The 23,490-nt window shown below is 68.1% G+C and carries 32 protein-coding genes, 1 tRNA gene and 1 pseudogene; 11 read left to right on the forward strand and 23 right to left on the reverse strand.

What is annotated here, in order from left to right; genetic code table 11:
• Positions 1-41: 41 nt before the first annotated feature.
• From ACGFQC_RS22410 to ACGFQC_RS22420, 3 genes are all read left to right on the forward strand, one after another.
• On the forward strand, positions 42-1,673 hold the full coding sequence (locus tag ACGFQC_RS22410) for a helix-turn-helix domain-containing protein (protein ID WP_363086653.1): 1,632 nt from the start codon (positions 42-44) through the stop codon (positions 1,671-1,673).
• A gap of 60 nt (positions 1,674-1,733) precedes the next feature.
• Positions 1,734-1,809 (forward strand) — tRNA-Arg (locus tag ACGFQC_RS22415).
• Positions 1,810-1,894: 85 nt separating this feature from the next.
• Positions 1,895-2,401 (forward strand): hypothetical protein, encoded by a 507-nt coding sequence (locus ACGFQC_RS22420; RefSeq protein WP_363086654.1) that lies wholly within the window; start codon positions 1,895-1,897, stop codon positions 2,399-2,401.
• Between the two features lie 67 nt (positions 2,402-2,468).
• Here the strand turns inward: ACGFQC_RS22420 and ACGFQC_RS22425 are convergent, their stop codons facing one another.
• From ACGFQC_RS22425 to ACGFQC_RS22480, 12 genes are all read right to left on the reverse strand, one after another.
• The gene (locus ACGFQC_RS22425) at positions 2,469-3,620 is read right to left on the reverse strand and encodes a site-specific integrase (protein WP_363086655.1); all 1,152 of its coding nucleotides are present in this window, start codon (positions 3,618-3,620) and stop codon (positions 2,469-2,471) included.
• Positions 3,620-3,814 carry a helix-turn-helix domain-containing protein gene (locus tag ACGFQC_RS22430; protein ID WP_290012560.1) on the reverse strand — a complete coding sequence of 65 codons (195 nt, stop codon included), beginning with the start codon at positions 3,812-3,814 and terminating at the stop codon, positions 3,620-3,622. The genes ACGFQC_RS22425 and ACGFQC_RS22430 overlap by 1 nt, the downstream gene beginning before the upstream one ends.
• A complete protein-coding gene (repSA, locus tag ACGFQC_RS22435) occupies positions 3,811-5,232 on the reverse strand; it encodes a replication initiator protein RepSA (protein ID WP_363086656.1) in 1,422 nt (473 codons plus the stop codon). The genes ACGFQC_RS22430 and repSA overlap by 4 nt, the downstream gene beginning before the upstream one ends.
• A gap of 91 nt (positions 5,233-5,323) precedes the next feature.
• The gene (locus tag ACGFQC_RS22440) at positions 5,324-5,641 is read right to left on the reverse strand and encodes a SpdD-like protein (RefSeq protein WP_363086657.1); all 318 of its coding nucleotides are present in this window, start codon (positions 5,639-5,641) and stop codon (positions 5,324-5,326) included.
• 24 nt (positions 5,642-5,665) lie between these two features.
• Positions 5,666-5,821 (reverse strand): hypothetical protein, encoded by a 156-nt coding sequence (locus ACGFQC_RS22445; RefSeq protein ID WP_290012555.1) that lies wholly within the window; start codon positions 5,819-5,821, stop codon positions 5,666-5,668.
• Between the two features lie 12 nt (positions 5,822-5,833).
• Positions 5,834-6,019, reverse strand: coding sequence for a mobile element transfer protein (locus ACGFQC_RS22450; RefSeq protein WP_363086658.1), 186 nt, complete (start codon positions 6,017-6,019; stop codon positions 5,834-5,836).
• 5 nt (positions 6,020-6,024) lie between these two features.
• Complete coding sequence (locus tag ACGFQC_RS22455) at positions 6,025-6,210, reverse strand: hypothetical protein (RefSeq protein WP_363086659.1); 186 nt, start codon at positions 6,208-6,210, stop codon at positions 6,025-6,027.
• 17 nt (positions 6,211-6,227) lie between these two features.
• Positions 6,228-6,962 (reverse strand): DUF2637 domain-containing protein, encoded by a 735-nt coding sequence (locus ACGFQC_RS22460; RefSeq protein WP_363086660.1) that lies wholly within the window; start codon positions 6,960-6,962, stop codon positions 6,228-6,230.
• Positions 6,962-7,165 (reverse strand): hypothetical protein, encoded by a 204-nt coding sequence (locus tag ACGFQC_RS22465; protein ID WP_363086661.1) that lies wholly within the window; start codon positions 7,163-7,165, stop codon positions 6,962-6,964. Before ACGFQC_RS22465 ends, ACGFQC_RS22460 begins: the two co-directional genes overlap by 1 nt.
• An 83-nt stretch (positions 7,166-7,248) precedes the next feature.
• Complete coding sequence (locus tag ACGFQC_RS22470) at positions 7,249-8,604, reverse strand: FtsK/SpoIIIE domain-containing protein (protein ID WP_363086662.1); 1,356 nt, start codon at positions 8,602-8,604, stop codon at positions 7,249-7,251.
• Positions 8,605-8,606: 2 nt separating this feature from the next.
• Positions 8,607-8,963, reverse strand: coding sequence for a hypothetical protein (locus ACGFQC_RS22475; RefSeq protein ID WP_355908542.1), 357 nt, complete (start codon positions 8,961-8,963; stop codon positions 8,607-8,609).
• 138 nt (positions 8,964-9,101) lie between these two features.
• The gene (locus tag ACGFQC_RS22480) at positions 9,102-9,881 is read right to left on the reverse strand and encodes a GntR family transcriptional regulator (RefSeq protein WP_363086663.1); all 780 of its coding nucleotides are present in this window, start codon (positions 9,879-9,881) and stop codon (positions 9,102-9,104) included.
• 18 nt (positions 9,882-9,899) lie between these two features.
• Here ACGFQC_RS22480 and ACGFQC_RS22485 point away from each other — a divergent pair, with 18 nt between their 5' ends.
• Both ACGFQC_RS22485 and ACGFQC_RS22490 read left to right on the forward strand, forming a co-directional pair.
• Positions 9,900-10,361: an NUDIX domain-containing protein gene (locus tag ACGFQC_RS22485; RefSeq protein WP_363086664.1), complete on the forward strand. Its 462-nt coding sequence runs from the start codon at positions 9,900-9,902 to the stop codon at positions 10,359-10,361.
• A complete protein-coding gene (locus tag ACGFQC_RS22490; protein WP_363086665.1) occupies positions 10,358-10,735 on the forward strand; it encodes a hypothetical protein in 378 nt (125 codons plus the stop codon). Before ACGFQC_RS22485 ends, ACGFQC_RS22490 begins: the two co-directional genes overlap by 4 nt.
• Before the next feature lie 252 nt (positions 10,736-10,987).
• Here the strand turns inward: ACGFQC_RS22490 and ACGFQC_RS22495 are convergent.
• From ACGFQC_RS22495 to ACGFQC_RS22525, 7 genes are all read right to left on the reverse strand, one after another.
• Positions 10,988-11,772, reverse strand: a protein-coding gene (locus ACGFQC_RS22495; RefSeq protein ID WP_363086920.1) for an IS5 family transposase whose coding sequence is annotated in 2 segments (ribosomal slippage) — positions 10,988-11,433 and positions 11,433-11,772 — 786 coding nt in all. Because the reading frame shifts where the segments join, the coding sequence is not laid out codon by codon here.
• Between the two features lie 1,179 nt (positions 11,773-12,951).
• A complete protein-coding gene (locus tag ACGFQC_RS22500) occupies positions 12,952-13,713 on the reverse strand; it encodes a hypothetical protein (RefSeq protein WP_363086666.1) in 762 nt (253 codons plus the stop codon).
• Positions 13,714-14,998: 1,285 nt separating this feature from the next.
• Positions 14,999-15,301 carry a hypothetical protein gene (locus ACGFQC_RS22505; protein WP_363086667.1) on the reverse strand — a complete coding sequence of 101 codons (303 nt, stop codon included), beginning with the start codon at positions 15,299-15,301 and terminating at the stop codon, positions 14,999-15,001.
• On the reverse strand, positions 15,298-16,041 hold the full coding sequence (locus tag ACGFQC_RS22510; RefSeq protein WP_363086668.1) for a GntR family transcriptional regulator: 744 nt from the start codon (positions 16,039-16,041) through the stop codon (positions 15,298-15,300). The genes ACGFQC_RS22505 and ACGFQC_RS22510 overlap by 4 nt, the downstream gene beginning before the upstream one ends.
• Positions 16,038-16,262, reverse strand: coding sequence for a hypothetical protein (locus ACGFQC_RS22515; RefSeq protein WP_363086669.1), 225 nt, complete (start codon positions 16,260-16,262; stop codon positions 16,038-16,040). Before ACGFQC_RS22515 ends, ACGFQC_RS22510 begins: the two co-directional genes overlap by 4 nt.
• Positions 16,263-16,461: 199 nt before the next feature.
• Entirely contained in the window at positions 16,462-16,773 is a 312-nt protein-coding gene (locus ACGFQC_RS22520) for a hypothetical protein (protein ID WP_393288553.1), read from the reverse strand.
• Positions 16,774-16,778: 5 nt separating this feature from the next.
• Positions 16,779-17,063 carry a hypothetical protein gene (locus tag ACGFQC_RS22525; RefSeq protein ID WP_363086921.1) on the reverse strand — a complete coding sequence of 95 codons (285 nt, stop codon included), beginning with the start codon at positions 17,061-17,063 and terminating at the stop codon, positions 16,779-16,781.
• Positions 17,064-17,141: 78 nt separating this feature from the next.
• On the opposite strand from ACGFQC_RS22525, the gene ACGFQC_RS22530 reads away from it, so the two are divergent.
• On the forward strand, positions 17,142-17,897 hold the full coding sequence (locus tag ACGFQC_RS22530) for a GntR family transcriptional regulator (RefSeq protein ID WP_363086671.1): 756 nt from the start codon (positions 17,142-17,144) through the stop codon (positions 17,895-17,897).
• Between the two features lie 508 nt (positions 17,898-18,405).
• Here ACGFQC_RS22530 and ACGFQC_RS22535 read toward each other — a convergent pair.
• The 4 genes and pseudogenes from ACGFQC_RS22535 to ACGFQC_RS22550 form a co-directional block, all read right to left on the reverse strand.
• Complete coding sequence (locus tag ACGFQC_RS22535; RefSeq protein WP_363086672.1) at positions 18,406-18,609, reverse strand: hypothetical protein; 204 nt, start codon at positions 18,607-18,609, stop codon at positions 18,406-18,408.
• A gap of 101 nt (positions 18,610-18,710) precedes the next feature.
• Positions 18,711-19,598 (reverse strand): annotated as a pseudogene (locus ACGFQC_RS22540) (tyrosine-type recombinase/integrase); the annotation flags it as partial.
• A 141-nt stretch (positions 19,599-19,739) separates the two neighbouring features.
• A complete protein-coding gene (locus ACGFQC_RS22545; RefSeq protein ID WP_363086922.1) occupies positions 19,740-19,904 on the reverse strand; it encodes a hypothetical protein in 165 nt (54 codons plus the stop codon).
• A gap of 55 nt (positions 19,905-19,959) precedes the next feature.
• Positions 19,960-20,313 (reverse strand): helix-turn-helix transcriptional regulator, encoded by a 354-nt coding sequence (locus tag ACGFQC_RS22550; protein ID WP_363086673.1) that lies wholly within the window; start codon positions 20,311-20,313, stop codon positions 19,960-19,962.
• Positions 20,314-20,687: 374 nt separating this feature from the next.
• Between ACGFQC_RS22550 and ACGFQC_RS22555 the strand changes: the two genes are divergently transcribed.
• The 5 genes from ACGFQC_RS22555 (at position 20,688) to ACGFQC_RS22575 (ending at position 23,269) form a co-directional block, all read left to right on the forward strand.
• Positions 20,688-21,080 carry a helix-turn-helix domain-containing protein gene (locus tag ACGFQC_RS22555; RefSeq protein ID WP_004985242.1) on the forward strand — a complete coding sequence of 131 codons (393 nt, stop codon included), beginning with the start codon at positions 20,688-20,690 and terminating at the stop codon, positions 21,078-21,080.
• 76 nt (positions 21,081-21,156) lie between these two features.
• Positions 21,157-21,567 (forward strand): VOC family protein, encoded by a 411-nt coding sequence (locus ACGFQC_RS22560; RefSeq protein ID WP_363086674.1) that lies wholly within the window; start codon positions 21,157-21,159, stop codon positions 21,565-21,567.
• 382 nt (positions 21,568-21,949) lie between these two features.
• Positions 21,950-22,168 carry a hypothetical protein gene (locus ACGFQC_RS22565; RefSeq protein ID WP_363086675.1) on the forward strand — a complete coding sequence of 73 codons (219 nt, stop codon included), beginning with the start codon at positions 21,950-21,952 and terminating at the stop codon, positions 22,166-22,168.
• Between the two features lie 284 nt (positions 22,169-22,452).
• Complete coding sequence (locus tag ACGFQC_RS22570; RefSeq protein WP_363086676.1) at positions 22,453-22,638, forward strand: hypothetical protein; 186 nt, start codon at positions 22,453-22,455, stop codon at positions 22,636-22,638.
• 106 nt (positions 22,639-22,744) lie between these two features.
• On the forward strand, positions 22,745-23,269 hold the full coding sequence (locus ACGFQC_RS22575) for a hypothetical protein (RefSeq protein ID WP_363086677.1): 525 nt from the start codon (positions 22,745-22,747) through the stop codon (positions 23,267-23,269).
• Positions 23,270-23,490 lie beyond the last annotated feature (221 nt).

Genomic DNA, 23,490 nt, shown 5'->3' on the forward strand with positions numbered 1-23,490 from the left:
GCCCCGCCCGCCGTACCCGCCACCGCCGTACCGGAGAGACGATGCCCGCCAGGACGCCCACCCCGATCGCCACCCCGGCCGCCACCGTCACCGCCCCGGACAGCAGCCGGGTACCGGAGGGGGCGGTCACGCCGTTGATCCGCGGGGTCGCCGTCCTGGAGGCGCTGACCGCGGCGGGCGGCACGACGAGCCCGAGCGCCCTGGAACGCGCCACCGGCCTGGCCCGTTCCACGGTCGACCGGATCGTGGCGACGCTGGCCCGTATGGAGTACGTCCGCATGGACGGCCGGGACGCGGTCCTGACCCCGCGGGTGATGGAACTCGGCAACGCCTACTTGGCCGCACTGCGCCTGCCCGTCCTCCTCGGATCGCGAGCCGACGCCCTCGCCGACGAACTCGACGAGTCCGTGTCGCTCGCGGTCGCCGACCGCGACGGCATCCGTTTCATCCATCAGGCGACCCGCCGCCGCGCGATGTCCCTCAGCTTCCGCATCGGAGACCTGCTCCCGGCCGAACGCACCGCCCCCGGGCCGCTGTTCGCGACCGAATGGACCGAAGCGGACTGGACCCGCTGGCGCACCCGCCGGTCGGCGGACCCCCAGGACCGCACCTTCCCCGCCGTCCCTCCGGTCCCGGCCCCGGTCCCGCCCACGCGTCCGGACGAGGACGACGACGACAAGGACTTCGTACGCAGGACCGAGCGGGCGGCCGTGGACGGCTGGTCCCTGGACGACCAGTTGATCGAACCCGGCCTGGTGGCGGTCTCCGCGCCCGTACGGGCCCCCCGCACGGGACGCCTCGCCTGCGTCGCCAACGTCGTCAGCCACACCAGCCGGCACACGGCGGCCGACCTGCGCGACACCCTCCTGCCCCGGCTCCGTAGGGCCGTTGCGGCGATGGAGGAGGACCTGCGCCGGGCCCCGTACGCCGAACCGGGCCCACCGCCCACGGGCCTGGCCACCTGGACGAGCGCGTCGAAGCAGGAACTGGGCCGCGAGTTCATCGAATCCCTGGCCCGCGGCCTGACCGTGCTCACGGCGTTCGGGGAGGGCCGGGCGGCCCTGACCCTGACAGAGGTGGCGAAGGCCACGGGCCTGGCCAGGGCGACGGCCCGCAGAGCCCTGATCACCTACGAACACCTGAACCTGGTGACCCACGACGCCGCCGACCGCACCTTCACCCTCTCCCCCCGAGTCCTCTCCCTCGGCTTCCCCCCGCTCGCGGGGACCCCCCTCCCCCGCCTCGCGGAACCCCACCTGCGAACCCTGACCGACCGCATCCAGGAGACGACCTGCCTCGCGGCCCTCACCGAAACGGGCGACGAGATCCAGTACACGGCCCGGGTGACCGCCCGCCACGTCATGCGCGTCGACATCCGCGTCGGTGCGCGAGTCCCGGCCACGACCGACACGGCGGTGGGCCGCGTCCTCCTGGCGAACCAGGACCACGCCCTGGCCGACGAGGAGTTGGAGGAAGGCGTCCGCACCCTCGCCGTCCCCCTCCACGACCGCACCGGCCACACGGTCGCCGCCCTCACCACCTCCACCCACACCGCCCGCCGCACGCCCCAGGACTGCCTCGACACCCTCCTCCCCGCCCTGACCACCACAGCCACCCACATCGAGACCGACCTCCACACGGCCTCCCGCTTCACCCCCGTCCCCCTGACCTGACCCCCACACCCCCAACCGATTCCGGTACGCTGACGCCTGGACCCACACGCACGGGTCCACGCCTTCGTAGCTCAGGGGATAGAGCACCGCTCTCCTAAAGCGGGTGTCGCAGGTTCGAATCCTGCCGGGGGCACCAGGGAAAAGGCCCCGGACCGATCATGGTCCGGGGCCTTTGACATCCAGTTTTGACATCAACGCGGGCGGAACGGGGTGCATCCGGCGTGACGAGGGACGAGGGCCTCGACCGGTTGAGGCAGCTGGCACGAGCTCGGGCACTCGGACGTCACGTCGGCTCGGACCGCCTGATCCAAGCCGGCCTCGACGCTCTCCTGGCCGATGTCGATTCCCCGTCGCTTGCCCTCCTGGCCGGCCTGGGCCGCCGTGAGGAGCATGAGGCACAGGAGTTGTTCGACCACGTCGTGGACGAGCTGGGGTTGGGATTCGAGGCACCTGCGGATCCGATCACCGCCAAGTGGGCCTTGGCCTCCTGGTTGGCCGCTCAGATCGTTGACGGTTCCTTGGACCCGGCAACCGGCGCCGACCTCATATGGGGCGAAGCAGCGATGGAACTCGACTATCCCGACCGCCTGCAGCCGATCGTCGAGCTTGCCATCCAGCTGGACGACTGGAACGCCGATTGGAGCACTCCGCTGGAGCAGCTCAAGGAAGAGGTCCTTGTCGCCGCCCGCGCGTTTGTCGAGCACGGAGGGCCCGAGACCAACCTCTGAAAGGCCACGGAGCCCCGGGACTGTCATGGTCCAGGGGCTCCGTGTCTCGTATGGGGGATGACGGCGGTCAGCTCGAATCGGGACGCCTCTTCAACAACCGGTCCATGTGGCTCATGGCCTCGCGCTGGGTGTCCTGCACGACGTGCGTGTACACGTCCATGGTGATGCTGATCTGGCTGTGCCCGAGAATCTCCATCACGACGCGGGGCGCGACTCCGGCCGCCGTGAGGAGGGTGGCGGTGCCGTGGCGAGCGTCGTGCAGCCGGATGACGCGAAGGCCGGCGGACTCGGCGACACGGGTGAAGGAGCGGTAGACGTTCCGCGGCTCGACCTGACGACCGGTACGGGTGGTGAAGACGTAGCCCGACTCCTGCCAGGTCTCCCCCGCCCTGGCCCGAGCCGCCGCCTGCCGCATCCGGTGCCAGCGCAAGGGCGCGATGCAGAGCGCGGGCAGCGGGACGATACGCCGGCGCCGGCTCTTGGGATCGTCGTCGTAGAGGACGCCGCGACGGCGCTGGGTCTGCTGGCGGACGTGGAGGACGCGGTTGTCGAGGTCGAGGTCGGACCAGCGGAGACCGATGATCTCGCCCCGCCGCAGGCCCATGGCGATGGCGAGGACGAAGGCCGCGTAGAGCGGATCCCTACGAGAGGCGGCGAGGAAGTCGAGCGTCTCGTCGAGGCTCCAGGGCTGCAACTCCCGATTGTCCGTGCGCGGCGGCTCGACGAGCTTGGCGACGTTGCGCGTGATGAGTTCCTCGCGACAGGCGGAAGTCAGCGCCGAGCGCAGAACCCGGTGCGACTCCTTGGCGGTTGCGGCGGTCGTCTCCTTCTCCAGGCGCACGAGGAAGCGGCGGACGTCGGCGACGCCGAGGGATTCGAGCCGCTTGGAGCCGAGGAGGGGCACGAGGTAGAGGCGGACGTGCGCCTCGTACTTGTCGAAGGTGCTGAGCTTGCGCCGGGGCTTGATGACGTTGTCCAGCCAGTACGGCAGCCACTCGGAGAGCTTGGCGGACTTGGTGGGGACGGGCACGCCCTGGTCGACCTTGTCGAGCAGTTCCCGACGCTTGGCGTCGCACTCGGCCCACGTCTTGCCGTAGGCGAACTTGCGGGCGCGGGTGCCGTCCGGCTGGAGCACGTAGACCGCGCAGTGAAAGCGGCCGTCCTTGCGCTTGGTGATGGTGCCGGCGCCGTTCGGGTTGCGCTTGCGCTGACCGGCCATCAGGCAGCCTCCTCGATCTGGCCGAGGACGAAGTCCGTGACGGCGTGGGCAGGGATGCGGCGGGCGCCGTCGATCTTGATGGAGGCGAGGCGGTGCGATCGGATGAGGTCGTAGACCTTGGAACGCCCAAGCTTGAGCCGGGCCATGACCTCCGGCACGGTCAGGAGTTCGGCGGTGGCGGTGGCGGTGGTCATGCTGCGGTTCCCTCCTCGGTGAAGTTGTCACGCAGGGCGTCGCGGGCGGTCTCGCGGTTGGTCTGGAGGTTGCGGGCGATGGTGGCGGCGAGGGCGGCTTCGCCAGGGGTGTGGCCGTGGCCGGCGTACTGCCAGTCGGTCAGGACGAGGACGGTGTCCGGTTCGCGGTCGTCGAGGCCGAGGGCGGACGCCTCTTGAGCGGCGCGGAAGTCGGCGCGTTCCTGGCGGAGAGCGCCGAGGGTGGTGGAGTAGGCGCGCGACTTGGACGAGAAGTGCCCGCGGAAGCCGAGCATGTGCGCCCAGGCCCAGAGGCGTCGGTCCGGGTACAGGGCGTCGAGGTCGCGGCAGGCGGTGATGAGCCGCCGGGTGTGGTCGGGGACGCCGTGGCGGTCGAGTTCGGAGAGTTCGCCGATGCGGCGGTCGAGAGTGCCGGTGTTCTCGGCGGCTTTGGTGGCGTACTTGGCGACGTAGGAGGCGACGGCCTGTTCGGTGATGTCGGAGCCGTCCCCGAAGGCCTTGACCGGGCGGACGTCGAGCTGTCGGCCCCATCGGAACGTCCGGGCGGGTTGGTCGGCGGCGGCCGGGACGGAGACCGAGGTGTAGGAGTGCGCGACGGCGGCCCGTATCGCGTCCGTGAGTACGTCGAGCGTGGCCCAGGCGGGCGGCGGTGCGCCGGGTCCGTCGGGGCCGTCGAGGCGTACGACGGCGTGGAAGTGCAGGGCCCCGCGCTTCTGGAACTCGGCCACCTTGCCGTACGAGACGCGCAGATGGTCGGCGAGTTCCCGGCGGGACAGGCCGCCGCGGGCGGCGAGTTCGCGGCGGAGCCGGGTGGTGAAGCGTTGCCAGAGCTGTCCGGCGTGGTTGTTGAACAGGACGGCGCCCGCGTAGTCGTAGGCGTCCGGGTCGAGGGCGGTGCCCAGCTCCGGGGCGTCGGACGCGTGCCGGTCGCCGCAGCGGCAGGGGCCGCCGTGGTCGGGCCGGTTGTGGACCGGACCGAACGAGGGGGCGGTGAGGGTGGCGAAAACGCGCGGGTGATCGCGGACGGTGGCGGGGATGTCGCGGCGGTCGTCCCCGGCGAGGCCGGCGCGGATGAGGTGGTAGGTGTCGCCCGCGTAGGTCCAGGCGCAGGACGGGCAGCGGGAGGCCCGGCGGTTGCCGCAGGCGAGGCGGAGGCGTCCGCCCGGTTCGTTCTCGGTGGAGTAGTGGTGCAGCGTCTCGCCGGTGGTCTTGTCCTTGGTGAGCGTCCAGCCGGTCAGGTGGATCGGGTCGGAGCAGCCGCCGGTACGGCGGATCTGGTCCTCCCAGCGGGCGTAGTCGGCAGCCGAGGCCACCCGGAGAACGTCTCCGAGGGTGATCGGGTCGAGCAGGTAGGCGGACGTCGTGACCTTGGGTGTCGCGGGTGAGGCCCGGTGGGCCATGCTGGAGGTTCCTTCCGGTTGCGAGATCGATCGGTGGGGACGGCTCCCGGGCGGCGGATGCTTGGCGGTATCAGGGCCGCCCGGGGGCCGGTCAGCGGCGTTTGGCGTCGGAGACGAGCAGGGAGCGCAGGACGACCGCGCAGACGGCGACCGAGGCGCCGGTGATGGCGACGGCCAGGAGCATCGAGACCAGGACGGCGCCGACGACCAGGACGGCGGCGGTGCCAGCGCCGACGAGGGCGAGGACCGCGCCGGGGGTGAGCTGGACCGTCGGGCGGCTCAACGCGGCCGGGGCAGGGACGGGGGCGGGCGCCGGGTGGTGCTGGACGACGGTGGTCGGCTCGACGACGGCGGGCGGGGTGACGAGCCCGGTGGGGGTGGGCATGGTGGGGATCTTCGGGCGGAGCATTGGTGATCTCCTCTTTCCGGTGGGCTACTTCACGAGGGTGTTGATGGCCGGCGCAAGGACGCTGTCGGCGAGGAGGAAGCCGCCGAGCAGGACGACGGCGATCAACCAGGCGGGCGGGCGGAAGAGCTTGACGCCGAGGTAGCCGACGACGAGCAACGCGAGCCAGAGCGGAACCTGCATGACGGGTGTCTCCTAGCGGACGCGGCAGCGGTGGGTGCGGGCGGCGAGCTGGGCGGCGGACCGGCTGGAGTAGTCGGCGGACCAGCCGCAGTCGTCGGCGGTGCAGACGGCGGCGTGTGCGGTGTGGCGGTCGCGGTGGGTGCCGATCTGCACGGGGCCGATGCGCATCACGGAGTGGAAGTGGTCGCGGGCGGGCATGGCGGTCAGTCCTTCCGGGTGGTGGGGTCGGGGAAGCTGGCGCGGATGCCGGCGGCGATGGCCGGGTCGGTGGCGCGCTGGGCGGCTTCCTCGGCGAGCAGATGGGCGAGGTAGGGCCGGTCTGCGGCGGTCATCTCGCGGGCGCTGTCGAGGTAGTCGGCGGCGGTCAGGTCGGCGGGGTCGGAGGTCATCGGTCGTTCCTTTCGGGTCAGGTGAGCTGGGCGGCGATGGCGTCGGCGAGATGGGGCGGGACGCCGAGGCGGGCGCGCAGGGTGTCGGTGTCGATCGGGGCGCCGGTGCGGTCGCGGTAGTCGGCGGCGACCTTGCGGGCGTGGTCGACGAGGACGGCGGGGACAGGATGTGCAGGGGCCGCGGTGGCAGCGGGAGGTGCGGTGGCCTGCACGGGGGTCGAAGGAACGGGGGCCGCGTCAGGGTCGGATGTGGGTTCCGTGGCCGACGCGCGTTCGGCGACCGGGGCCGGCTGCTCGACCGGAGGCACGCTCTCCCCCGCGTCCACGACGGGTGCCGACGGAGCGGGCTCCGGCTCCACCGACTCGGGTTGCGTTTCCCCGTCCGGAGCCGGCGAGTGGGCGAGGAGGGTGCCGCCGAGGAAGGCGAGCGCGGGCCATCCGGCGACGCCGAGGCGGAGCAGGGCGGGCGGGTCGGCCAGGTCGAGGAACCCGGCGGTGGCGATGTTGGCGCCGAGCGAGGCGAACAGCGCGACGACAAACCAGCACCAGGCCAGCCGGGATGGCCCCTCACTGCGCAGCCGCCGCCAGGCAGCCACCATGAGCAGGTCGACGCTAACCGGGTAGGCCCACGCCTTCCAGCCGTTCTGTCCGGCGGCGGCAGCCAGGTCGTGCAGGTGCGCGAAGGACAGGGCGCCCGCGATCACGGCTTGGATCAGGACCGCGTCGATCCGGAGGACGCGACGGGCGCTCATCAGACGTCGTCCGGGTACGTGGCGTCGCCGTCGGAGTCGTAGCCGTCCGCGGACATGCCGGGCGACGGCTCGGGCAGCGAGACGGCGAGGGACGAGCTGACGGCGTCCACGAAGTCCAGGTCGGCGCCGGCCATGTCGGCGTACAGGGCGAGTCGGCCCAGGAGCAGCACGGTCCGGGCGAAGTCCTCGCAGTCCGGGCACATGGCGGGCCCTCCTTTCTTTGGGCATGGCGGGGTAGGGACTCGGCGCGAAGGCGGTCACGCCGACCGTGGGGAGCAGGAAGAGATCAGGCGGTGACCGAGGAGGCCTTGACCAGCGGCACGGGCGCGGCGTCGGACTCGGCAAGGGTGGGCCGGAAGGGGGCCAGTTCGGGCAGGACCGGGGTGCGGTCGGCGTACCGGTTGCAGAGGTTCACGGCCTGGCGCAGCGAGGTGTGCGGGGCACGGATGCGGTGCCAGCCGCCGGAGGAGTCGCCCGCGATGGCGAGGCCGCGCAGTTCGGCGGGGATCTGGATGGCGGCGAGGACGGCGTCCGGGGAGATGTCGCCGAAGGCCATGTTGGCGGATGCCTCGTCGTTCACGCGGTGGGCGGTGCGGCCGGTGAGCTGGGCGCGGAGCATGGTGATGCCCTTGCCGAGTTCGGAGCCGAAGCGCTGCCCGCAGATTTCGAGGTAGATGCCGGCCGCGCGGCCGAGCTGGGCGAGACGGACCAGGGCGGTGATGATGCGGTCCCGGCGTTTCTCCTCGTCCTTGCTCGCAAACAGGGCGAGTTCGGCGACCTCGTCGACCAGGATCACGACCGGCACGGGGCGCAGGTCGTCGGGCAGGTCCCAGATGTCGGCGGCGATCTCCGCGTCCGGCACGTCGGAGGTGATCCGCTGCTGTGACCGGATGAGTTGATAGACGCGCTCCATCCGGACCACGAGCGCGTCGAGCACTTCGGCGGCGGTGTCGGGGTCGTCGGCCAGCGCGGAGAACCGGCGGGCCAGAGGGAACAGTTCCACCCCCTGCTTGCAGTCGATGCCGACGAGGGCGACGTCCATCGGGGCGAGTCCGGCGACCAGGTTCCGTTGGTAGACGGACTTCCCGGATTCCGTGGCGCCCAGGGTGAGGGCATGAGGGATCGCCCGGTAGTCGCGGTAGTGCACCGAGCCGTCCTGGCGCAGCGCGACCGGGACCCGCATGGGCCGCGGGTCAGGGTCGGCCGGCATCCGCACCCGCTTGAGCACGTCGTAACCGGTCATTCGCACCTCGACGACGCCGGAGCGCAGTTCCCGCGAGGTCACGCCGTACATCGAGAACGAGTGGCGGAGCCGGTCCGAGGCGGCGGCGAGGTCGAAGGCGTCCTGTCCGGGACGGAGCTTGAGCCGCAGGACCAGTCCGGTCCGGGTGGGCCGTAACCGCAGGATGCGCGGCGGACGCGGCTCCGGTATCGGCCGGTTGGTGGCCCGCGCGAGGGCCAGCCGCCACCGGGCGGGCGGGACGGTCAGCCCGCAGGCGTCCATGACCGAGCCGTACCGGACCAGGACCCGCACCACGGCCAGCGTGACCCCGAAGGTCAACCAGTACCAGGCGGGGCGCCGCCGCCGCAGGAGACCCACGGCGGCGACGACCAGCACCAGAGCGACCGTGAACGTGGTCACGATCAGGCCGCCTTGGGCCCGGCAGCAGCGTCGGCGAGCGAGGTGACCGCGACCGCGCGGAACGCGATGCCGTGCCGCTTCTGGCCGTTGAAGTCGTTCTCCCACGGCCGGGCGATCAGGCCGGTGAGCGCGACGGGCGTGCCCATGGACAGTTCGCCGGTGATCCCGGGCTCCGGGACCGTGATGGACAGGATCTCCACCTCCTCGTTCGCCGCGAACATCACGTCGACCGTCATCAGCCTCGCCCCGGTCTCGGTGTCGGTGGCGATCTCGCCGGTACGGCGGTCGCGGACCTTGACCTGCGGGGACTTGGCGACCATCACGACCGCACCGGACGTGTCGACGGGGATCTGACGCACAGAGACCACTCCTCTATAGATGCCGAACTTCGTCACTCATGTACATGAGCGACAGGAAGAAGAGTGCCCGACTCCTATACATGAGTCAACCCGCCGCGAAGAAGAACTCGCGACGGGCTGTGAGAGGTTGAGTGGGCGTCAGTCGCCCGCAGGGATCCGGTACTCGAAAACGAACTGGTCAGCAGCCATGAGCGTGTCGCACACCTCCACCACCAGGCCCGCGGTCGTACGAGCCTCCCGGATCAGGTGGACCACCGGCGCCCCCGGGCTCAGCGCCAGCTCCGACGCCTCCGCCTTCGAGGCCGGCCGAGCTTGCAGCGTCTCGACGAACTCCGCGAACTCATGCCCGTGGTCTTCCAGCCGGGCATAGATGCCACCGCCGCCGGGGTTCTCGGCGAACAGCTCGGGGATGTCCTTGACGACGTCCCAGGGGAGGTAGGACGTGGCGGTCTCGACCGGCGTGCCGTTACGGAAGTACAGGCGCCGGCGAGCCAGCACCTGCGTGCCGGCGGGGACGCCCAGTCGCTCGGCAGCATCCTCGGGCGCCTCCGTCGGGCCGATGTAGAGGACGCTCACCTTCGCCGTCGCGCCGGACTGGGCGGACTCCGCGAGGTAGGCCGCCTGCCCACCCTGCCGAAGCGAGCGCCGGAAGCGATCGGAGGAGCGGTGCCGCACCGGAGGCCGGTTCTTCACGATCGAGCCCTTGCCGTGCCGGGTCTCCACCAGCCCGCTCGCCCGCACCTCGACCATGGCCTTACGGATCGTCCCGCCGGACACGCCGTAGCGCTCCACCAGCTCGGACTCGCTCGGCACCATGTCACCGGGCTTGAGAACTCCCGCCCTGATCTGCTGCACGATCTCGTCCGCGATCTGCACATACCGAGGCCCGGAACCTACCCCTCCCGCCGCAGTCCCCATAGCCCTTCCCTGCCTCCTATGCTCCTCTGCATGAGTCAATCACAGGAAGCAAGGCCGTCCCCCCTGCACTCCGTGTCCGTAGCCGGAGTGGTAGTGCGCGAAGACGGCCGCCTCCTGGCGATCCGCCGAGCCGACAACGGGACCTGGGAGCTCCCCGGCGGCGTGCTCGAACTCGACGAGGCCCCGGAGGCCGGCGTGGCCCGTGAGGTCCTGGAGGAGACCGGCATCCACGTCGAGGTGGACGAACTCACCGGCGTCTACAAGAACATGACCCGAGGCGTCGTCGCCCTGGTCTTCCGCTGCAAGCCCTCCGGCGGCACGGAACGCACCTCCAGCGAGTCCACCGCCGTTTCCTGGCTCACTCCGGACCAGGTCAGCGAGCGCATGACCGAGGTCTACGCAGTCAGACTCCTGGACGCCTTGGACGGCAACGGCCCCCACGTACGCAGCCACGACGGCAAGCGGCTGCTCAATCGATGACAGAAGCGGACAACGTACGTCGGCAACCGAGGCAGCTCACGGAGCTGTCCACCGTCAATGAGTTCCTCGATGAAGTACGCCTTCGTCCCAGTATGTGGCTGCGCGGCGGTTCCCTCCAACACTTGGATTCCATGCTCATCGGCTACCGAGCCGCGATGGCCGTGCACGGCGTCGAGGAAGACTTCGCTTTCTGGAGCCCTGGCGTTCAAGGCCCCTTCACTGAGTGGCTGTGGCAGCGGCTCGGCCGTCGCAGCTCCCTTGGTTGGGCGGTCGAGATCGAACGCGAGGCCCGAGAGGCCAACGTGGCCCCGGTTGAGCTGTTCTTCAGTCTGTTCGATGAGTACCGACGAGAGCGCCATCAGACCGAGGGATAAGACTTTCCCTACTTCATCAAGCACCCGTCGTCGCTTCGCTCCTCCGGGCGGGCGCGGGCGGCCGGCGGCGCCCGCGCTCATGTCTCCGCCCCGCTCGGCACCGCCGGCCGCCCGCGCCCGCCCAAGAGGCAGGCACACGGGCATGAGGTCAGAACACGTCGTGGCTGGGGCGGTCGGCTCCACGGCTTTAGGCAGCCACCATGGGGCGAGCCTCGAAGATCATGGCCCCAACGTCGTGCTTTAGAGGTCATCTCATTTGGCGAGTCTGCGGTAGCAGATGAGGGTGCAGGCGAGGAAGTGGTCGGCCTTGCGCTCGTAGCGCCGGTGAAGGCGGCGGCAGCCGGCGAGCCAGGCCATGGTGCGTTCGACGGTCCAGCGGTGGCGGCCCAGTCGCTGCGAGCTCTCGATGCCCTTGCGGGCGATGCGGTGAGTGATGCCGCGTTGCCGTAACCATCGCCGCAGGTGGGAGTAGTCGTAGCCCTTGTCGGCATGGAGTGTGCCCGGCCTGCGCCGCCGACGTCCGCGGCGGGAGCGGATGGGCGGTATGCCCTTCACCAGAGGGATCAGGGCCTGGCTGTCGTGCAGGTTTGCCCCCGAGATTCCGACGGACAGGGGCAGACCGGTCCGCTCCGTGATGAGGTGGATCTTCGACCCGTACTTGCCCCGGTCGACAGGATTCGGACCTGTCAGGTCCCCCTTTTCAGGGCCCGCATGTTCACTGAGTCGATCGCACAGCGGGTCCAGTCCAACTCGCCGCGGGCGCCGAGCTCGTCGAGGACCAGGCGGTGGAGTTTGGCCCACACTCTGGCCTTCGACCACTCCGTGAAGCGCCGGTGAGCTGTCGCCCCCGACGGTCCGAACGAAGCGGACGGCAGTTGCTGCCACGTGCAGCCTGACGTGGCCACGAACACGATCGCGGCCAACACCTCCCGGTCACCGTGACGGCGGCGGCCACCGCCCTGAGGCCGCGAGGGAGCCTCTGGCACCACTCGCTGGAACAATTCCCACAACTCTTCCGGCACCAGCCGCTCAACGATCCCCACGAGCTATAGCCTACCGAAGCCGCCAAATGAGATGACTTCTTAGCGGGCAGGTCCACAGACTGCCCGACGCGCCGGAAGCTTACGGGGCCATGATCACTCGCCCCATGGCAGCTCCCGCCCAAAGCCGCTCCACCGACCGCGCTGATAGCCTCCCGATCACCGCATAAGGTCCTTAGGAGGGCGAGTGAACAACCTACTCATCAGTATAGTCAGTGTCCTGCTCACACTGATCTTCACCGCAATTTTTTACCCGTTATCGAGTAGACTAAGCGCCATTTCTCGGCGGATTGCCCGAATTAAGGCGTTGACCGTCCACGTAGAAACAGACCCATCTATCGTATGGGCTGGGTTCCCGAACTGGGTACCAGCTTTCATCTGGCTCCCTAATCAACCCGCCGGTAGACCTCCAGAGCATCCGACTGATTGGCGAGCATGGGCAGAATCACAAGGCGGGGCAGAGGCCTCCCAAACTGCCTTGAAGGTAACTGTCACAGCACGTGAACTCACATCCATAGTGATTGAGTGCCCCAAGCTACGTTACGACTCGGAACCCATCGAAGATCCAGCCAGGGGGTTTATTGCTTGCTGCCCGACTGGAGGCGCCGCTGTTACACCAAGGAGAATCCAGGTCGATCTCGGGATAGGAACGACGATGTGGGTCGACGACGGCGGCTCCCCAATTGCTCCTCTCACCCTCACTTTGTCACCCGGCGAGACCGAACAATTCCTCATTTTCGTGAACGCCCATTCCGGACGCAACGAATGGCACCTGGAGCTTCCAGTATTGATCGATGGCAAGCGGCAACTAATTCCGATCAAGAACAAAGGCAAGCGGTTCGTTACATATGGACGGGAAGGGTTGCACGAGTACAGATGGTCTGACGGCGGGTGGGGGCTCCACACCTAGCTCCGAATGCAACCCACCTAGCCCGGAAGGCGCCAACTCCGGGATACTCTCCGGACCGCTTGAGGTCAACTGGCACCGACCGGCGAGAACTGCAACCGGTAAACCACTTACTAAGTGCACCCACAGGCGCTCAGCTTCTCTGCTTACTATTGGCCGCACCTATCACAGTCCCTACGTGTTACCAGCTTTTGAGTAGCTTACTGCAACTGGAGGACTAACGAGTCAAATCCGCCAGGAAGTCCGCAGTTCCGACTCCTCAAGCGCATTCACTGGCGACTTTCCATTTGACCGCGACTGGGAGGGTAATTAAGCAAGGCTCTACGCACCCTCCCCATTGGCAACTCGAAGAAGGGTGAGTCGCCTACAACTTTGAATCGATGCGGTGGTATCACGCCGCCCTTCTTCAGGAATTCATTAAAATCTACCACTTTGCCATCCCGGTGACGCAAAGGGTTGGATACCAGTTCTATGAGTCCGAACCTAGAGAGCATCAGGTGCGCCTCATAGACATCGCGCGAAATACCGTAGAGCCACTCCCTGTCTCTTTCGCTCAAGTAAACGCCACGCAAGATGTGAGCATCTGGAAACCGGGCCGCGAGGTGCCTAAAAATCAGATACATCCTAATCTCGGCGTCCGTGAGTAAGTAAACCCAGCCATTGGTGAAGAACTGCACAGGCAAATTGACTACAGTTCGCATACCTTCATACGGCTCAGGGATAATATATCCACGCTTCTCCGGTTCGGACAGGCCGGACTCATGAAGCAACATAAGAGGACGCTCATTTCCCGGCTCTCCAACGTTTCTCAAAATAAGACTCTCGTCAGCAAGTCTTTTGATAGCAGACTTGACTTGACGAATTCGATTTTGATTCGCAGTGACTGGCACCTTGGCCTGCATATTCTGCTTGGCAGATGAAACAATTAGATCAGTCCATGAAGTCTCCGCTCCAGAAATAGGAAGTGGACAAGCTCCCGCTACTCCACTGCGCTTCCTGCTCTGCGCTTCAAAGACTGCAAGAAGGTACACCTGCAGATTTAGGCCGCGCGGGGCGGATATACGGGCAATGGGAGACGGCGTCATCGGAGGACCGGTGAACAACGGAGCGCGGAAGCGAACCTGCGCGGGCCAGTTACCTCCCCGTGCGTGCAAGCCGCGTACCACTCGCAACGTCTGCTCGACCCGTTCCGACACGGCCTCGAGGGCCTGCACTCGACGAGCACGACGCTCAGCGTTTCTTGGCACGTCAAACCCTCTCCGACCCTTTAGCCCGCAAGGCAACTAAGGCGCGACCTGCGGAAACCTCGTACGCCGCGACAAGCTACATGCGGGCTAAAGGGTTTCGATCACGGAGTCAATCCCATCTGACCCTTTGGCCCGGAAGGATACCTACCCCTCACCTGCGAAATCCTCGTACGCCGCGACAAGCTACATGCGGGCCAGAGGGTTTGGCAGCAGAACCCGCAACTCGGCTTCAGATGAAGCAAAGTGGCAGCACGAAACGACGAGCGGCCCCTCGGGGCAACGAGGGGCCGCTCTCAACACCCAAGTCAGCTCACGCATCGCACGAAGAAGGTGTCTCCATGAATGTACGCCTCGGGGGAAAGACTTCCCAGGCTTCCGGTCGTCCACCCTGGGTACTCCTGGCCGGGCTCCTGACGGCCGGCGTCGTGGCCAGCGTCTGGATGGTCCCTGCTCTGGCGGCTCCTCTCAGTACCGCTGCGGCGGTGCTCGGAGGTCTGGTCACTATGTACACAGCCGGACGGAGCAAGGAGCAGCATCACAGCGGCACGAACGCCGTGGTCGAGCTGGGCCACGGCAACGCGAGCCTTGGTCATGCGCCCCACATGCAACACTGCTGCCGCCGTTACTGAGTGTCTAACTGCGTGACAACGCCGACGAACACCGGCGGACGACCGCGAACGTCTACGGACCACCAGTGCAGGTGAGAGGCGCTCCAGCCCAAGGCAGAGGCCCCGCTCAAGTTGCTTCGGGACGAAGAAGTCACACCCCCAAAACCTGATCACTACGCTTCCGCCTTCGCGGCTTCCTCTGGTGGACATCACCAGGCAGCGTGGCTTAGGGCGGTGGGGGTGCAGCGAGGCATACGCGCGCCTAGTTGGTCGGCGCACTCGCCATCGTGGCGGACTGTCGTCGGCTGATGTGCAGACAGCGCAAGGTTTCCTCTCTGCAGTCGATGCGCGGCAGCCAGGCCGACATAGCGCTGCGGGGAGGGGAGCCCAGGTTGGTGCTTGGGCTCCCCTCCCCGCTTGGAAGGGCTGTCCTCGGCCGGCGCCGTTTCGCGTCGGTCCCCTCAGATCCGCTGCGGTTCGCTCACCGCCAAGAGGCGACCGCGGCTGGTCGCGACGCGGAGGACGTCATACAGAGCCCCGGTCAGTTCTGTCGCCAAGCGCCGGGTCTCATCCGGGTCCGTGTCAGAGTCGTCGAGGGCTTCCGTGGCCTGCTCCAGCAGATCGGCTGCCGCACCGAGTTGGGCCGCTTCGATGTTGTCCGCCAAGCGGGACATGTAGCCGCCCTTGTCATCCGTGCTCAGGTAGCAGGGCTTGCCCTCCGGGCCCGACCACGGGAGAAGGCGCAGTTCGTTCTGTGTTGTCATCCTGGCGTCTGCCTCTCGTCGGGCGTGTAGTGGGTGGTGAAGACTGCGTCGGCTCGATCCCCTGGGAAGACCAGAAGGGCCGCCTCGACCACTCGACCGGTGGGGTCGGTCGCGACGCGCGTGATCGCCAGAACTGGTGTGACGGAGTTGGTTCGCAGAGTCGATGACTCGTCCGGCGTCGGCGGGCGGGCGCAGACCGTTTCCCGGACAGCGGTCGGCGGAGGGCCGAGTACGGCGAATCTCCTGACTGCCTCCGGACACGAAGATTCGTCGTCGAGCACTCCGGCCGGCGTCAGGTCGCGCGGGATGTAGATACGAGCCAGTCCGTGCGGTGACTCCCCCTCGTGACTGACGCAGAAGAACTCCGCGAGAGGGCTGCCCGTCGGCACCCTCAGCAAGGTCGTCAGGTGTCCGTCGGCCTGGACCGTGGCGGTGCGGACGGTGACGCGTAGGGCCGCTTCGGCGGCGGTCCACGGGTCCAGCGTCCCCCAGCCACCGACGTACATGATCCGGCGGAGAGGGCGGCGGACGAAGTTGCCCTTGCCGTGGATCTTCTCGACGAGGCCCTCGCCCTGGAGCACCGCGAGGGCACTCCGCAGCGTCGCTGTGCTGACCTTGTACTGGTCGGCCAAGCCGGTTTCGGACGGGAGTCGTTCGCCTGGCTTGAGGTGGCCGGTCGTGATTCGGTGCCGGAGATCGTCGGCGATGCCCTGATGGCGAGAGGGCACGGGCCAGGTCACCGCCTTCTCAACATCCGCACGGCGACGAGCCGGGTTCGCGTGTGTATGGTCAGCAACTCGCCCGAGTCGAAGAGGATTTGCTTCGCTCCCTGGGCGAGCTGGAAGAGGTCCTGCACCCGGCAGGCCCGGCCTCCGAGTTGGATGATGTCGCCGCGCTGCACGGTGGCCGCCGTCACCTCGACGTTGGATGCCAGCGTGCCGCCGGGTGCCCGTTCCCTCACCGCTGCACCTCCGAAGGCGTCGTGTGGCTGGACATCGAATGGCACGGGCAGTCGCACGCCTCGTAGATCACCGGGAGGTCGACCGGCGCCGAGGCCGGAGAGGACTCCGCGCAGGCGTGGTGGGTACCGATCCGGCATGCGGTCGATCGGTAGGGGACGGCCGAGGTGTCCGTGACGCGGGTCTGTCGACGGGGAGGCATCAACGGACTCCCACCAGGGCCGACCACGCGTCGGCCGGCAGATAGGGGGCGACGACCACTTCACGCGTCCTCACGCGCTTCTCCCAGGCCAGCACGTACGGGCGGACGAGCGCAGTGTCCTCGCCCCTGAGCGTTTGCCGGTGGTCCACATCGTTGGAGGCACGCCGGCCCGAAGCCGTCGTCCTGTCCGGAAAAAGGGAGGCGGCGGGAGTGGCCGACGGCCCGGAGGTTGTTGAGGGGCGGCGGTGCCTGCCCCTGGGGAAGTGCCGCTCTCTGGTGAGCGAGACGGCACGGCGGATACGGTTGAGCACGCTGCTCAGCTCCTATCGCTGATGGCCGGTCCCCCGACATCGCCCGTCGTGGGGACCGCTTTGCGTACGACCGCCCAGAGGGTGCGGCCGTTCATGCTGCTGGCGAGGAGGCCGAAGCGGTCGGCTTCCGCCACCACGTCCAAGACCTCCCGCCATGACTCGACGGAGAGCGCTTCCGGCACTTCCGCTTCCACCGACGTGTGCCGGGGGTGTTCCTCCACTCTCGTGAGCAGCCCGAGGGCGGACAGCCGGGCGGCGAGGGCCGCCGCGCTAACTCCCGAAGCGGGCACAGGGCAGCCTCCGTCACCAGCGATCACTTTGAGTGAAGCTAGTTAACTAGATTAGAGCTAGTGGACTAGATTTTCCATATGCCTGAGCAGCCGCCCTATCTCCGCATCGCCGACGAACTCCGGCGGCGGATCGCGGAGCACCTGTGGGAGCCGGGAGACCGCCTGCCCTCCCGCGCCCAGATCGGCGAGGAGTGCGGCGTGGGCGAGAACGTGGTCCGCCGGGCGCAGGAGTTGCTGATCTCCCAGGGCGTGTTGGAGGGCCGCGCCGGATCGGGCACGTACGTCGCCGAGCCGCGGCAGCGCGTGCGGGTGGTCCGTTCCTCGGCGCGCGAGCAGCCCAACGGGTCGCCCTTCCGCGCGGACATGAGGGCCGTCGGCAGGCAAGGGGACTGGGAGAGCCGGACCGACGCCAAGGTGCCTGCGCCGGCGGAGATCGCCACGCGTCTCGGTATCGCCGACGGTGAGCTGTGCGTCCGTACGACGTACGAGTTCCTCGCCGACGGCAGGCCCGTGCAGTTGTCGACGAGCTGGGAGCCGTACGACCTCACCGCCGGCACACTCGTCGTGCTCCCCGAGGGAGGCCCGCACGCTGGAGCGGGCGTCGTGAACCGGATGGCCGCGATCGGCATCACCGTCAGCCATGCCGTGGAACAGCCGGAGCCGAGGCAGGCGACCGCCGAGGAGGCGTCGCTACTGGGTATCCAGAAGGCCGCGCTCGTTACGCACATCCGGCGGACGTACTACAGCGACGACGGGCGGCCCGTGGAGACGGCGGACATCGTGGTGCCCGCGGCTCACTGCGAGATCGTCTACGAGATCCCGATCAACCGGTAGCACCGCTTGGAGTCCGCCCTATGACCGAGAACGCCGCGTCCTGTCCCGAATGCAGCCACCCATGAAGTCCGGCGGCCTCTTGCTGTCCAGGCGGGACGAAGACGGTCGGAGGACCTGCCGGTCTCTGTGGCGGTGCCCCGATCGGCACACCTGGTGGCGGTGGGCGGACCGGCCGGAGGAACCGTTGGAGGTCTGCCCGGTTCCGGAGCTGTTTCGGTGACATCCAACGTTGACATCAACGAGGCCGGACAGCGGCACACAGCAGCACCCCCACGCGACCGCCGGACCAGCCGACGACGGCCCCGGGCGCGGGCGTGGATCGAACTCCTAAAGCGGGTGTCGCAGGTTCGAATCCTGCCGGGGGCACAGCAAAAGGGCCAGCTCAGGAGGGTTTCCTCCCAGGCTGGCCCTTCGGCGTTTCAGGGGTCGTGCCACACGCGTGCCACTAGAGTCCACACTCTTCCCCGAGCGCCCGGACGATCAGACCGCACCCGTGCTTGGTGGCCGCTCAGTAATGGCTCGCCACCACAACGAAGAGGCACGCGATGACCGCGACTACACAGAGAACGGCGACGGTGATCAGCACACAGCCGAGCGCGCCGAGCGCTCCTGTAGACCAGGCGATCGCTGACCACCCGAACCGCGTCGCTCGCTCGGCCCGCTGGACTGCTTCGTGGTAATCACTGTCCTCGTGCCAGCCGCGATCAGCCATGATCCCCTCCCCTGACGGACCCTACAGTCAGGCCGTCTCGCCCATAGGCCGGCCGGTGTCCGGCCCGTAGGCAAGGTGATGGCGTGATCGTCCCGCCTCTTCTATGCGGGGGCACTTCCCCCACCGTTGCGGATCATGGCCCCGAGCCGGTCGGCGATGGCCCGGTCGCGGTCGCTGGTCATGTGCTGATAGATCAGCGCGGCGCGCGAGCTGCTGTGGCCCATGCGGGTCATCAGTTCACGGGTGCTGGCGCCGGCCGTCGAGGCCAGCGTATTGCCCGTGTGCCGCAGGTCGTGGAAGTGCAGCTCAGCCGTGACCCCGGCAGCCTTCCGGGCCTTGAGCCAGTCGTCCCGGAAGTTGCTCCGCCGCAGTTGCCCGCCCTGGGGGCCGACGAAGACGTGTCCATCGCGGCCGGGAGCGCCGAAGTGCTCCAGGTGGTGCGTGACCGTGTCGAGCAGTTCGGCCGGGAAGGAGACGGAGCGCACCCCGGCCGCGGACTTCGGCGCCTTGTCGAAGAGCCGGCCGTCCTGCAGCTCGGCCTGAGCACGGCGCACGGTGACGGTCAGCCCTTCCAGGTCGATGTCCCGTCGCCGCAAGGCCGCCAGCTCTCCGAACCGCAGGGTGGTGAAGGCCGCCAGGAGCACGAGCAGCCGGTAGCGCGGCGCGATGGAGTCGGCGACGGCGAAGACCTCCGCGACCGTGAGGACCGGCCGCTCGGGCACGTCGTAGCGGTCCGCGCCCTTGATGCGGCACGGGTTGCGTCGGATCAGTTCGTCGTCCACGGCCGTGTTCATCAGGACACGCAGCAACTGGTACGTCTTGGGGACCGACGGCTCGCCGACGCCGGACGCCAGGGGCTTGCCGCGCCAGCTCCGCACACGGGCCGTCGTCACCTCGGCCACGCTCCCGGCCCCGAAGGTGGGCAGGATGTGCAGCCGCATCACCGACTCGTTCCGCTCGCGGGTGCGGTCGGCGAGCTTCCGGGCAGGGTCGCCGTCGGCGTGGAGGCGGCCGCAGCGGCAGCGTCCGCCGCTGGGACGGTTGTGGACGGGGCAAAAGGAGGGGGCGGTGAAGGTGGCTAAGACGCGGGGGGTGTCGGGCGACGGCCGGGCCGATGCCCTTGCCGCCGCTCAGGCCGGCCGTGACGAGGTGGAAGAGGTGGAAGGTGTCCTTGCGGTAGACCTCGGCGCGGACGGCCCCTCCACGCGGGCAGCGACAGCACGGCCGATCTCCTCGGGCGTCACGTTGGGCACGCCCTCGAAGACGTGCCGGGCGTACTCCGCGCTCTGGAGCATGGCCGGCAGGACGACGCACTGGAACGAACGGACCAGCCGAGCGGAACGCACCGCATCATCCAGGGCGACCCCCGCGGGAACCTCCCCGCCGGGATGGCTCGACCTCGTCCGGCGAGGCTTCCACAGCAGCCAGAAGGTCACGCACGTCACGAGCCGTCGACCCGTCGAGGCCGAGAGCCGCGGACAGCCGGCCGAGGACGTCGAGGCCGGGCACCATGCGCCCGTTCTCCACCTTGCACACGGTCGGTTGACCGACACCGGCCCGCTGCGCCAACACGGCACCCGTCGGACCGGCACCCGCGCGAAGCCCTCGAAGACGTCCCCCGAGCACCCTCATCCGTTCCCGCCGCTCACTCCCCGTACCCAGGGTTCTACACCAGGGGACGGCGAGGGCCAGGCCCGCCAGCATCAGGGATCACCACCGGCAAACGAGCGTGATTCAGACTTTCTCGACTGGTTCAAGACCGGCTCCGCTCCACCGGGCGCGCTCCCGGCTCCGCGTCGTGCTGCGCTCCTGCCTCCGGCCCGCTCCGCGCACGCTGCGCCGACGCGCGCCCATGACGAGATGGGGCCGGATGTAAGGCGAGTACCGCACCACCGGGGCCGCGGTGAAGGACATGCCTCCGGCGGGGGGCGCTCAGGCTCCGAGATGGCGGGGGCGCCGCGGGCGAGTGCCGGCCGAAGGTGGCGCGCGCGGGGAGCTGGGGTGAGTGGTGGCCTGGGAAGTCCCGGAAGGCCCGCCGTCCTGGGTTCTGTCCGGGTGGACCGTGATGAGATGGTGCCGTGAGCCGCGCTGCAGAAGAGACCAACCGCCGTATGCTTCGAGCGCGTGACGTGATGGACCGCGACTACGCGCAGCCGCTGGACGTCCCCGCCCTGGCCCGCGTCGCACACGTGTCGCAAGCCCACTTCACGCGTACCTTCCGGGCCACGTTCGGTGAGACACCGCACCGCTACCTGCAGCGTCGCCGCGTGGAACGGGCGATGTTCCTGCTGCGGGAGACCGACCGCAGCGTGACGGACATCAGTTTCGAGGTCGGCTTCACCAGCCCGGGCACCTTCAGCCGAACGTTCCGCGACATCGTCGGCCGGTCGCCCCGGACGTACCGCAAAGAAGCGGTTGCGGTGGGCGTGCCGACGTGCTTCACGATGGCGTGGACTCGACCGCATGCCTGACCGGCCGACAGAACGTCTTGTTCACTGAGCAGTTTTGGATAAGTTCTCGTCCTGGCTGATAGCTAGTGTCAGTGTCATGTTCAACGCCATCACGCAGTCACAGATATACGTCCTCGACCAGAACGAGGCCATCGACTTCTACGTCGGCAAGCTGGGCCTGGAGATCACCGCAGACGTCGACATGGGTTTCATGCGCTGGCTGACCGTCGGCGTACCGGGTCACCCCGAGCGACAGATTCTTCTGGAGAAGCCGGGTGCGCCGGCGATGTCGGAGGAGACGGCGGAACAGGTGCGCGAGCTGGTGACCAAGGGGGCCATGGGCGGCTGGCTCGTCCTCACCACGGACGACTGCCGCAAGACCTACGAGACGCTGCTCGAGAAGGGGGTGGAGTTCACCGAGGAGCCCACCGAGCGTCCGTACGGGATCGACTGCGGTCTGCGTGACCCCTTCGGCAACCGCATCCGCTTCACCCAGCCGAAGGCCTGAAGCACTCCGGCACTTCGCATCCACGAACGGTCACACCTCGGGCCCGGCGTACAGCACAGAAGTACAGCGACCGCAGTGACTTGCAGCAGACCACAGTGACACCCATTGGCTGCCGGGAGACCTGCCTGACCGGTGCGGAACTGCCCACACAGAGCTACGGATCAGAGGGTGCCTGTGCCCCTGCTGTGCCCGATCGACCGGGAACCGGCGGGGAACCACCGTGGATGACGGACAGCCCACATGAGAACGGCCCTCGACCGATCCACCTGGTCGGGGGCCGTTCATCCGCGGAGGCGGTGAGACTCGAACTCACGGTGACATCGCTGCCACGACGGTTCTCAAGACTGTCCGCCGGCAGCAGTCAGCGGCTCAGACCACACCCGTGGAGCGCTGGGAGAACGCAGCGCCCGACTACCATCTCGGCATGCCCCGCATAGGAATCCCTGAGCCCGTCGTCGACCTGTTGCCGGGCGCACTGTTGATGTTCGCCCTAGTGGTGCTCATCAGGGAAATGAGCCGTGGTGCTGGACGGGGCATCAGGAAGCCGTGGCTCCTTTCTGCGGTGGCGGCGATCACCCTCGCCAAGTTGCTCTGGCCCTAGCTAGTGATGGGTCGTACCTCAGTGAAGTACAGCAACCACCGCGGCCACGACCGAACAGCAGCACCTCAGGATCCCGCTCGACCGTCACAGCGACCATCAGTAGCCGCAGTGCCTATGGTTCGCATTGAGGAGCGTCGGTCCCGGGCGGCGGGTCGCCTCGGCCATTGAGGCTGGGCCATCCGAGCGGTAGGGGGCTGTCAGGACTCAGGAAGGAATCAGGCTCGGCAGTCGACGTAGTACGGTCTCCGCTCCCATGACCAACTCAATTCACTGGGGGGCTCCGGATGGCCAGCTACGAACAACACTCCCAGGCCGCAAGCGATCTGTTGGCATCGATGAAGCTCGGAAAGCTGTCCTCGTATGAAGACCGTGCCCGGGCCGCACAGGTCGAAGCCCTACTGGCACTCGCCGCAGCCATCATCGGCCGTCAGACGGGATCGCCATTGCATCCGCCACAGTCCGAGCGGTAGCCGGCTTCGAAGTGGATGACGCTCCTGGGCCCTACGCCGAGGCAGTCCCCAAGTGATCGCGGCTTCCCAAGCTGAAGGCCGATCGCTGCCCGATAGCCTGCTCCCTGTGTCGTTCGCTCAGGCGCCAACGGGTGCGTTTCAATTGAAGTGGGAACTCCAGGAACATGGTTGGGCGATGTGTCACCTGGCCGATGACTCCCATCAGGCTTCGCTCGTAGCCGGCTACTGCACCGACGCGTTGGCGGATCTTGTGGCAGCTGCAGGAGGGTTGTACGGGCGGCAGCACACGACCCGGTTCTTCTTCGACGCCGAGCCTCAGGAACTCCGCTGGGTGCTCCGTGCCACGGATGAAGTGATCAGCGTGATCATCTACAAGTTCCCCGATGTCTCGGTCAGCCCCGGCCTACCGGACACCGACGGCACGGTGATCTGGCAATCGGCACACTCTCGTCGCCTGTTCTCCCACGCCGTGCTGAACGCCGCTCAGGACGTGTTCACAGAGCACGGCGAGGCCGGCTATCAGGCCAAGTGGATGCTCCATCCCTTTCCCGTCGCTCTGGTCCAGGACCTCCGCAGACTGCATCTGCGTGATGACGCCTGCGGCCTGTCCCACGACCTTGCACACCCATAGGCGAACGAGAATTCCTGACTTCCCGGGACTCCCGCGGAGACACCCGGCATGAAGCCGCTACCCGAGCGCCGCCCGGAGCTGGCAGCGGGACTGGCTGACATCCACAGCTGACGTCAACGACCCCGGACGGGGCGTACGCCAGCGCCTCCGTCAGACCGTCACACCAGTCGGTGTCATCAGCCGGAGCAGGATCGGATCGAACTTTTAAAGCGGGTGCCGAG

Origin of the sequence: Streptomyces sp. NPDC048734, from assembly GCF_043198675.1 — a bacterium.
Taxonomy (GTDB): Bacteria; Actinomycetota; Actinomycetes; order Streptomycetales; family Streptomycetaceae; genus Streptomyces.

Coding starts and splice junctions, on each gene's coding strand:
- ACGFQC_RS22430 (WP_290012560.1), bottom strand. CDS start 3,814: ATGACCACCGCCACCGCCACCGCCGAACTCCTGACCGTGCCGGAGGTC.
- ACGFQC_RS22460 (WP_363086660.1), bottom strand. CDS start 6,962: ATGAGCGCCCGTCGCGTCCTCCGGATCGACGCGGTCCTGATCCAAGCC.
- ACGFQC_RS22485 (WP_363086664.1), top strand. CDS start 9,900: ATGCTCCTCTGCATGAGTCAATCACAGGAAGCAAGGCCGTCCCCCCTG.
- ACGFQC_RS22505 (WP_363086667.1), bottom strand. CDS start 15,301: ATGACAACACAGAACGAACTGCGCCTTCTCCCGTGGTCGGGCCCGGAG.
- ACGFQC_RS22480 (WP_363086663.1), bottom strand. CDS start 9,881: ATGGGGACTGCGGCGGGAGGGGTAGGTTCCGGGCCTCGGTATGTGCAG.
- ACGFQC_RS22450 (WP_363086658.1), bottom strand. CDS start 6,019: ATGCCCGCCCGCGACCACTTCCACTCCGTGATGCGCATCGGCCCCGTG.
- ACGFQC_RS22410 (WP_363086653.1), top strand. CDS start 42: ATGCCCGCCAGGACGCCCACCCCGATCGCCACCCCGGCCGCCACCGTC.
- ACGFQC_RS22490 (WP_363086665.1), top strand. CDS start 10,358: ATGACAGAAGCGGACAACGTACGTCGGCAACCGAGGCAGCTCACGGAG.
- ACGFQC_RS22550 (WP_363086673.1), bottom strand. CDS start 20,313: ATGCTGGCGGGCCTGGCCCTCGCCGTCCCCTGGTGTAGAACCCTGGGT.
- ACGFQC_RS22425 (WP_363086655.1), bottom strand. CDS start 3,620: ATGGCCGGTCAGCGCAAGCGCAACCCGAACGGCGCCGGCACCATCACC.
- ACGFQC_RS22560 (WP_363086674.1), top strand. CDS start 21,157: ATGTTCAACGCCATCACGCAGTCACAGATATACGTCCTCGACCAGAAC.
- repSA (WP_363086656.1), bottom strand. CDS start 5,232: ATGGCCCACCGGGCCTCACCCGCGACACCCAAGGTCACGACGTCCGCC.
- ACGFQC_RS22465 (WP_363086661.1), bottom strand. CDS start 7,165: ATGTGCCCGGACTGCGAGGACTTCGCCCGGACCGTGCTGCTCCTGGGC.
- ACGFQC_RS22530 (WP_363086671.1), top strand. CDS start 17,142: ATGCCTGAGCAGCCGCCCTATCTCCGCATCGCCGACGAACTCCGGCGG.
- ACGFQC_RS22545 (WP_363086922.1), bottom strand. CDS start 19,904: ATGCTCCAGAGCGCGGAGTACGCCCGGCACGTCTTCGAGGGCGTGCCC.
- ACGFQC_RS22535 (WP_363086672.1), bottom strand. CDS start 18,609: ATGGCTGATCGCGGCTGGCACGAGGACAGTGATTACCACGAAGCAGTC.
- ACGFQC_RS22455 (WP_363086659.1), bottom strand. CDS start 6,210: ATGACCTCCGACCCCGCCGACCTGACCGCCGCCGACTACCTCGACAGC.
- ACGFQC_RS22445 (WP_290012555.1), bottom strand. CDS start 5,821: ATGCAGGTTCCGCTCTGGCTCGCGTTGCTCGTCGTCGGCTACCTCGGC.
- ACGFQC_RS22440 (WP_363086657.1), bottom strand. CDS start 5,641: ATGCTCCGCCCGAAGATCCCCACCATGCCCACCCCCACCGGGCTCGTC.
- ACGFQC_RS22570 (WP_363086676.1), top strand. CDS start 22,453: ATGGCCAGCTACGAACAACACTCCCAGGCCGCAAGCGATCTGTTGGCA.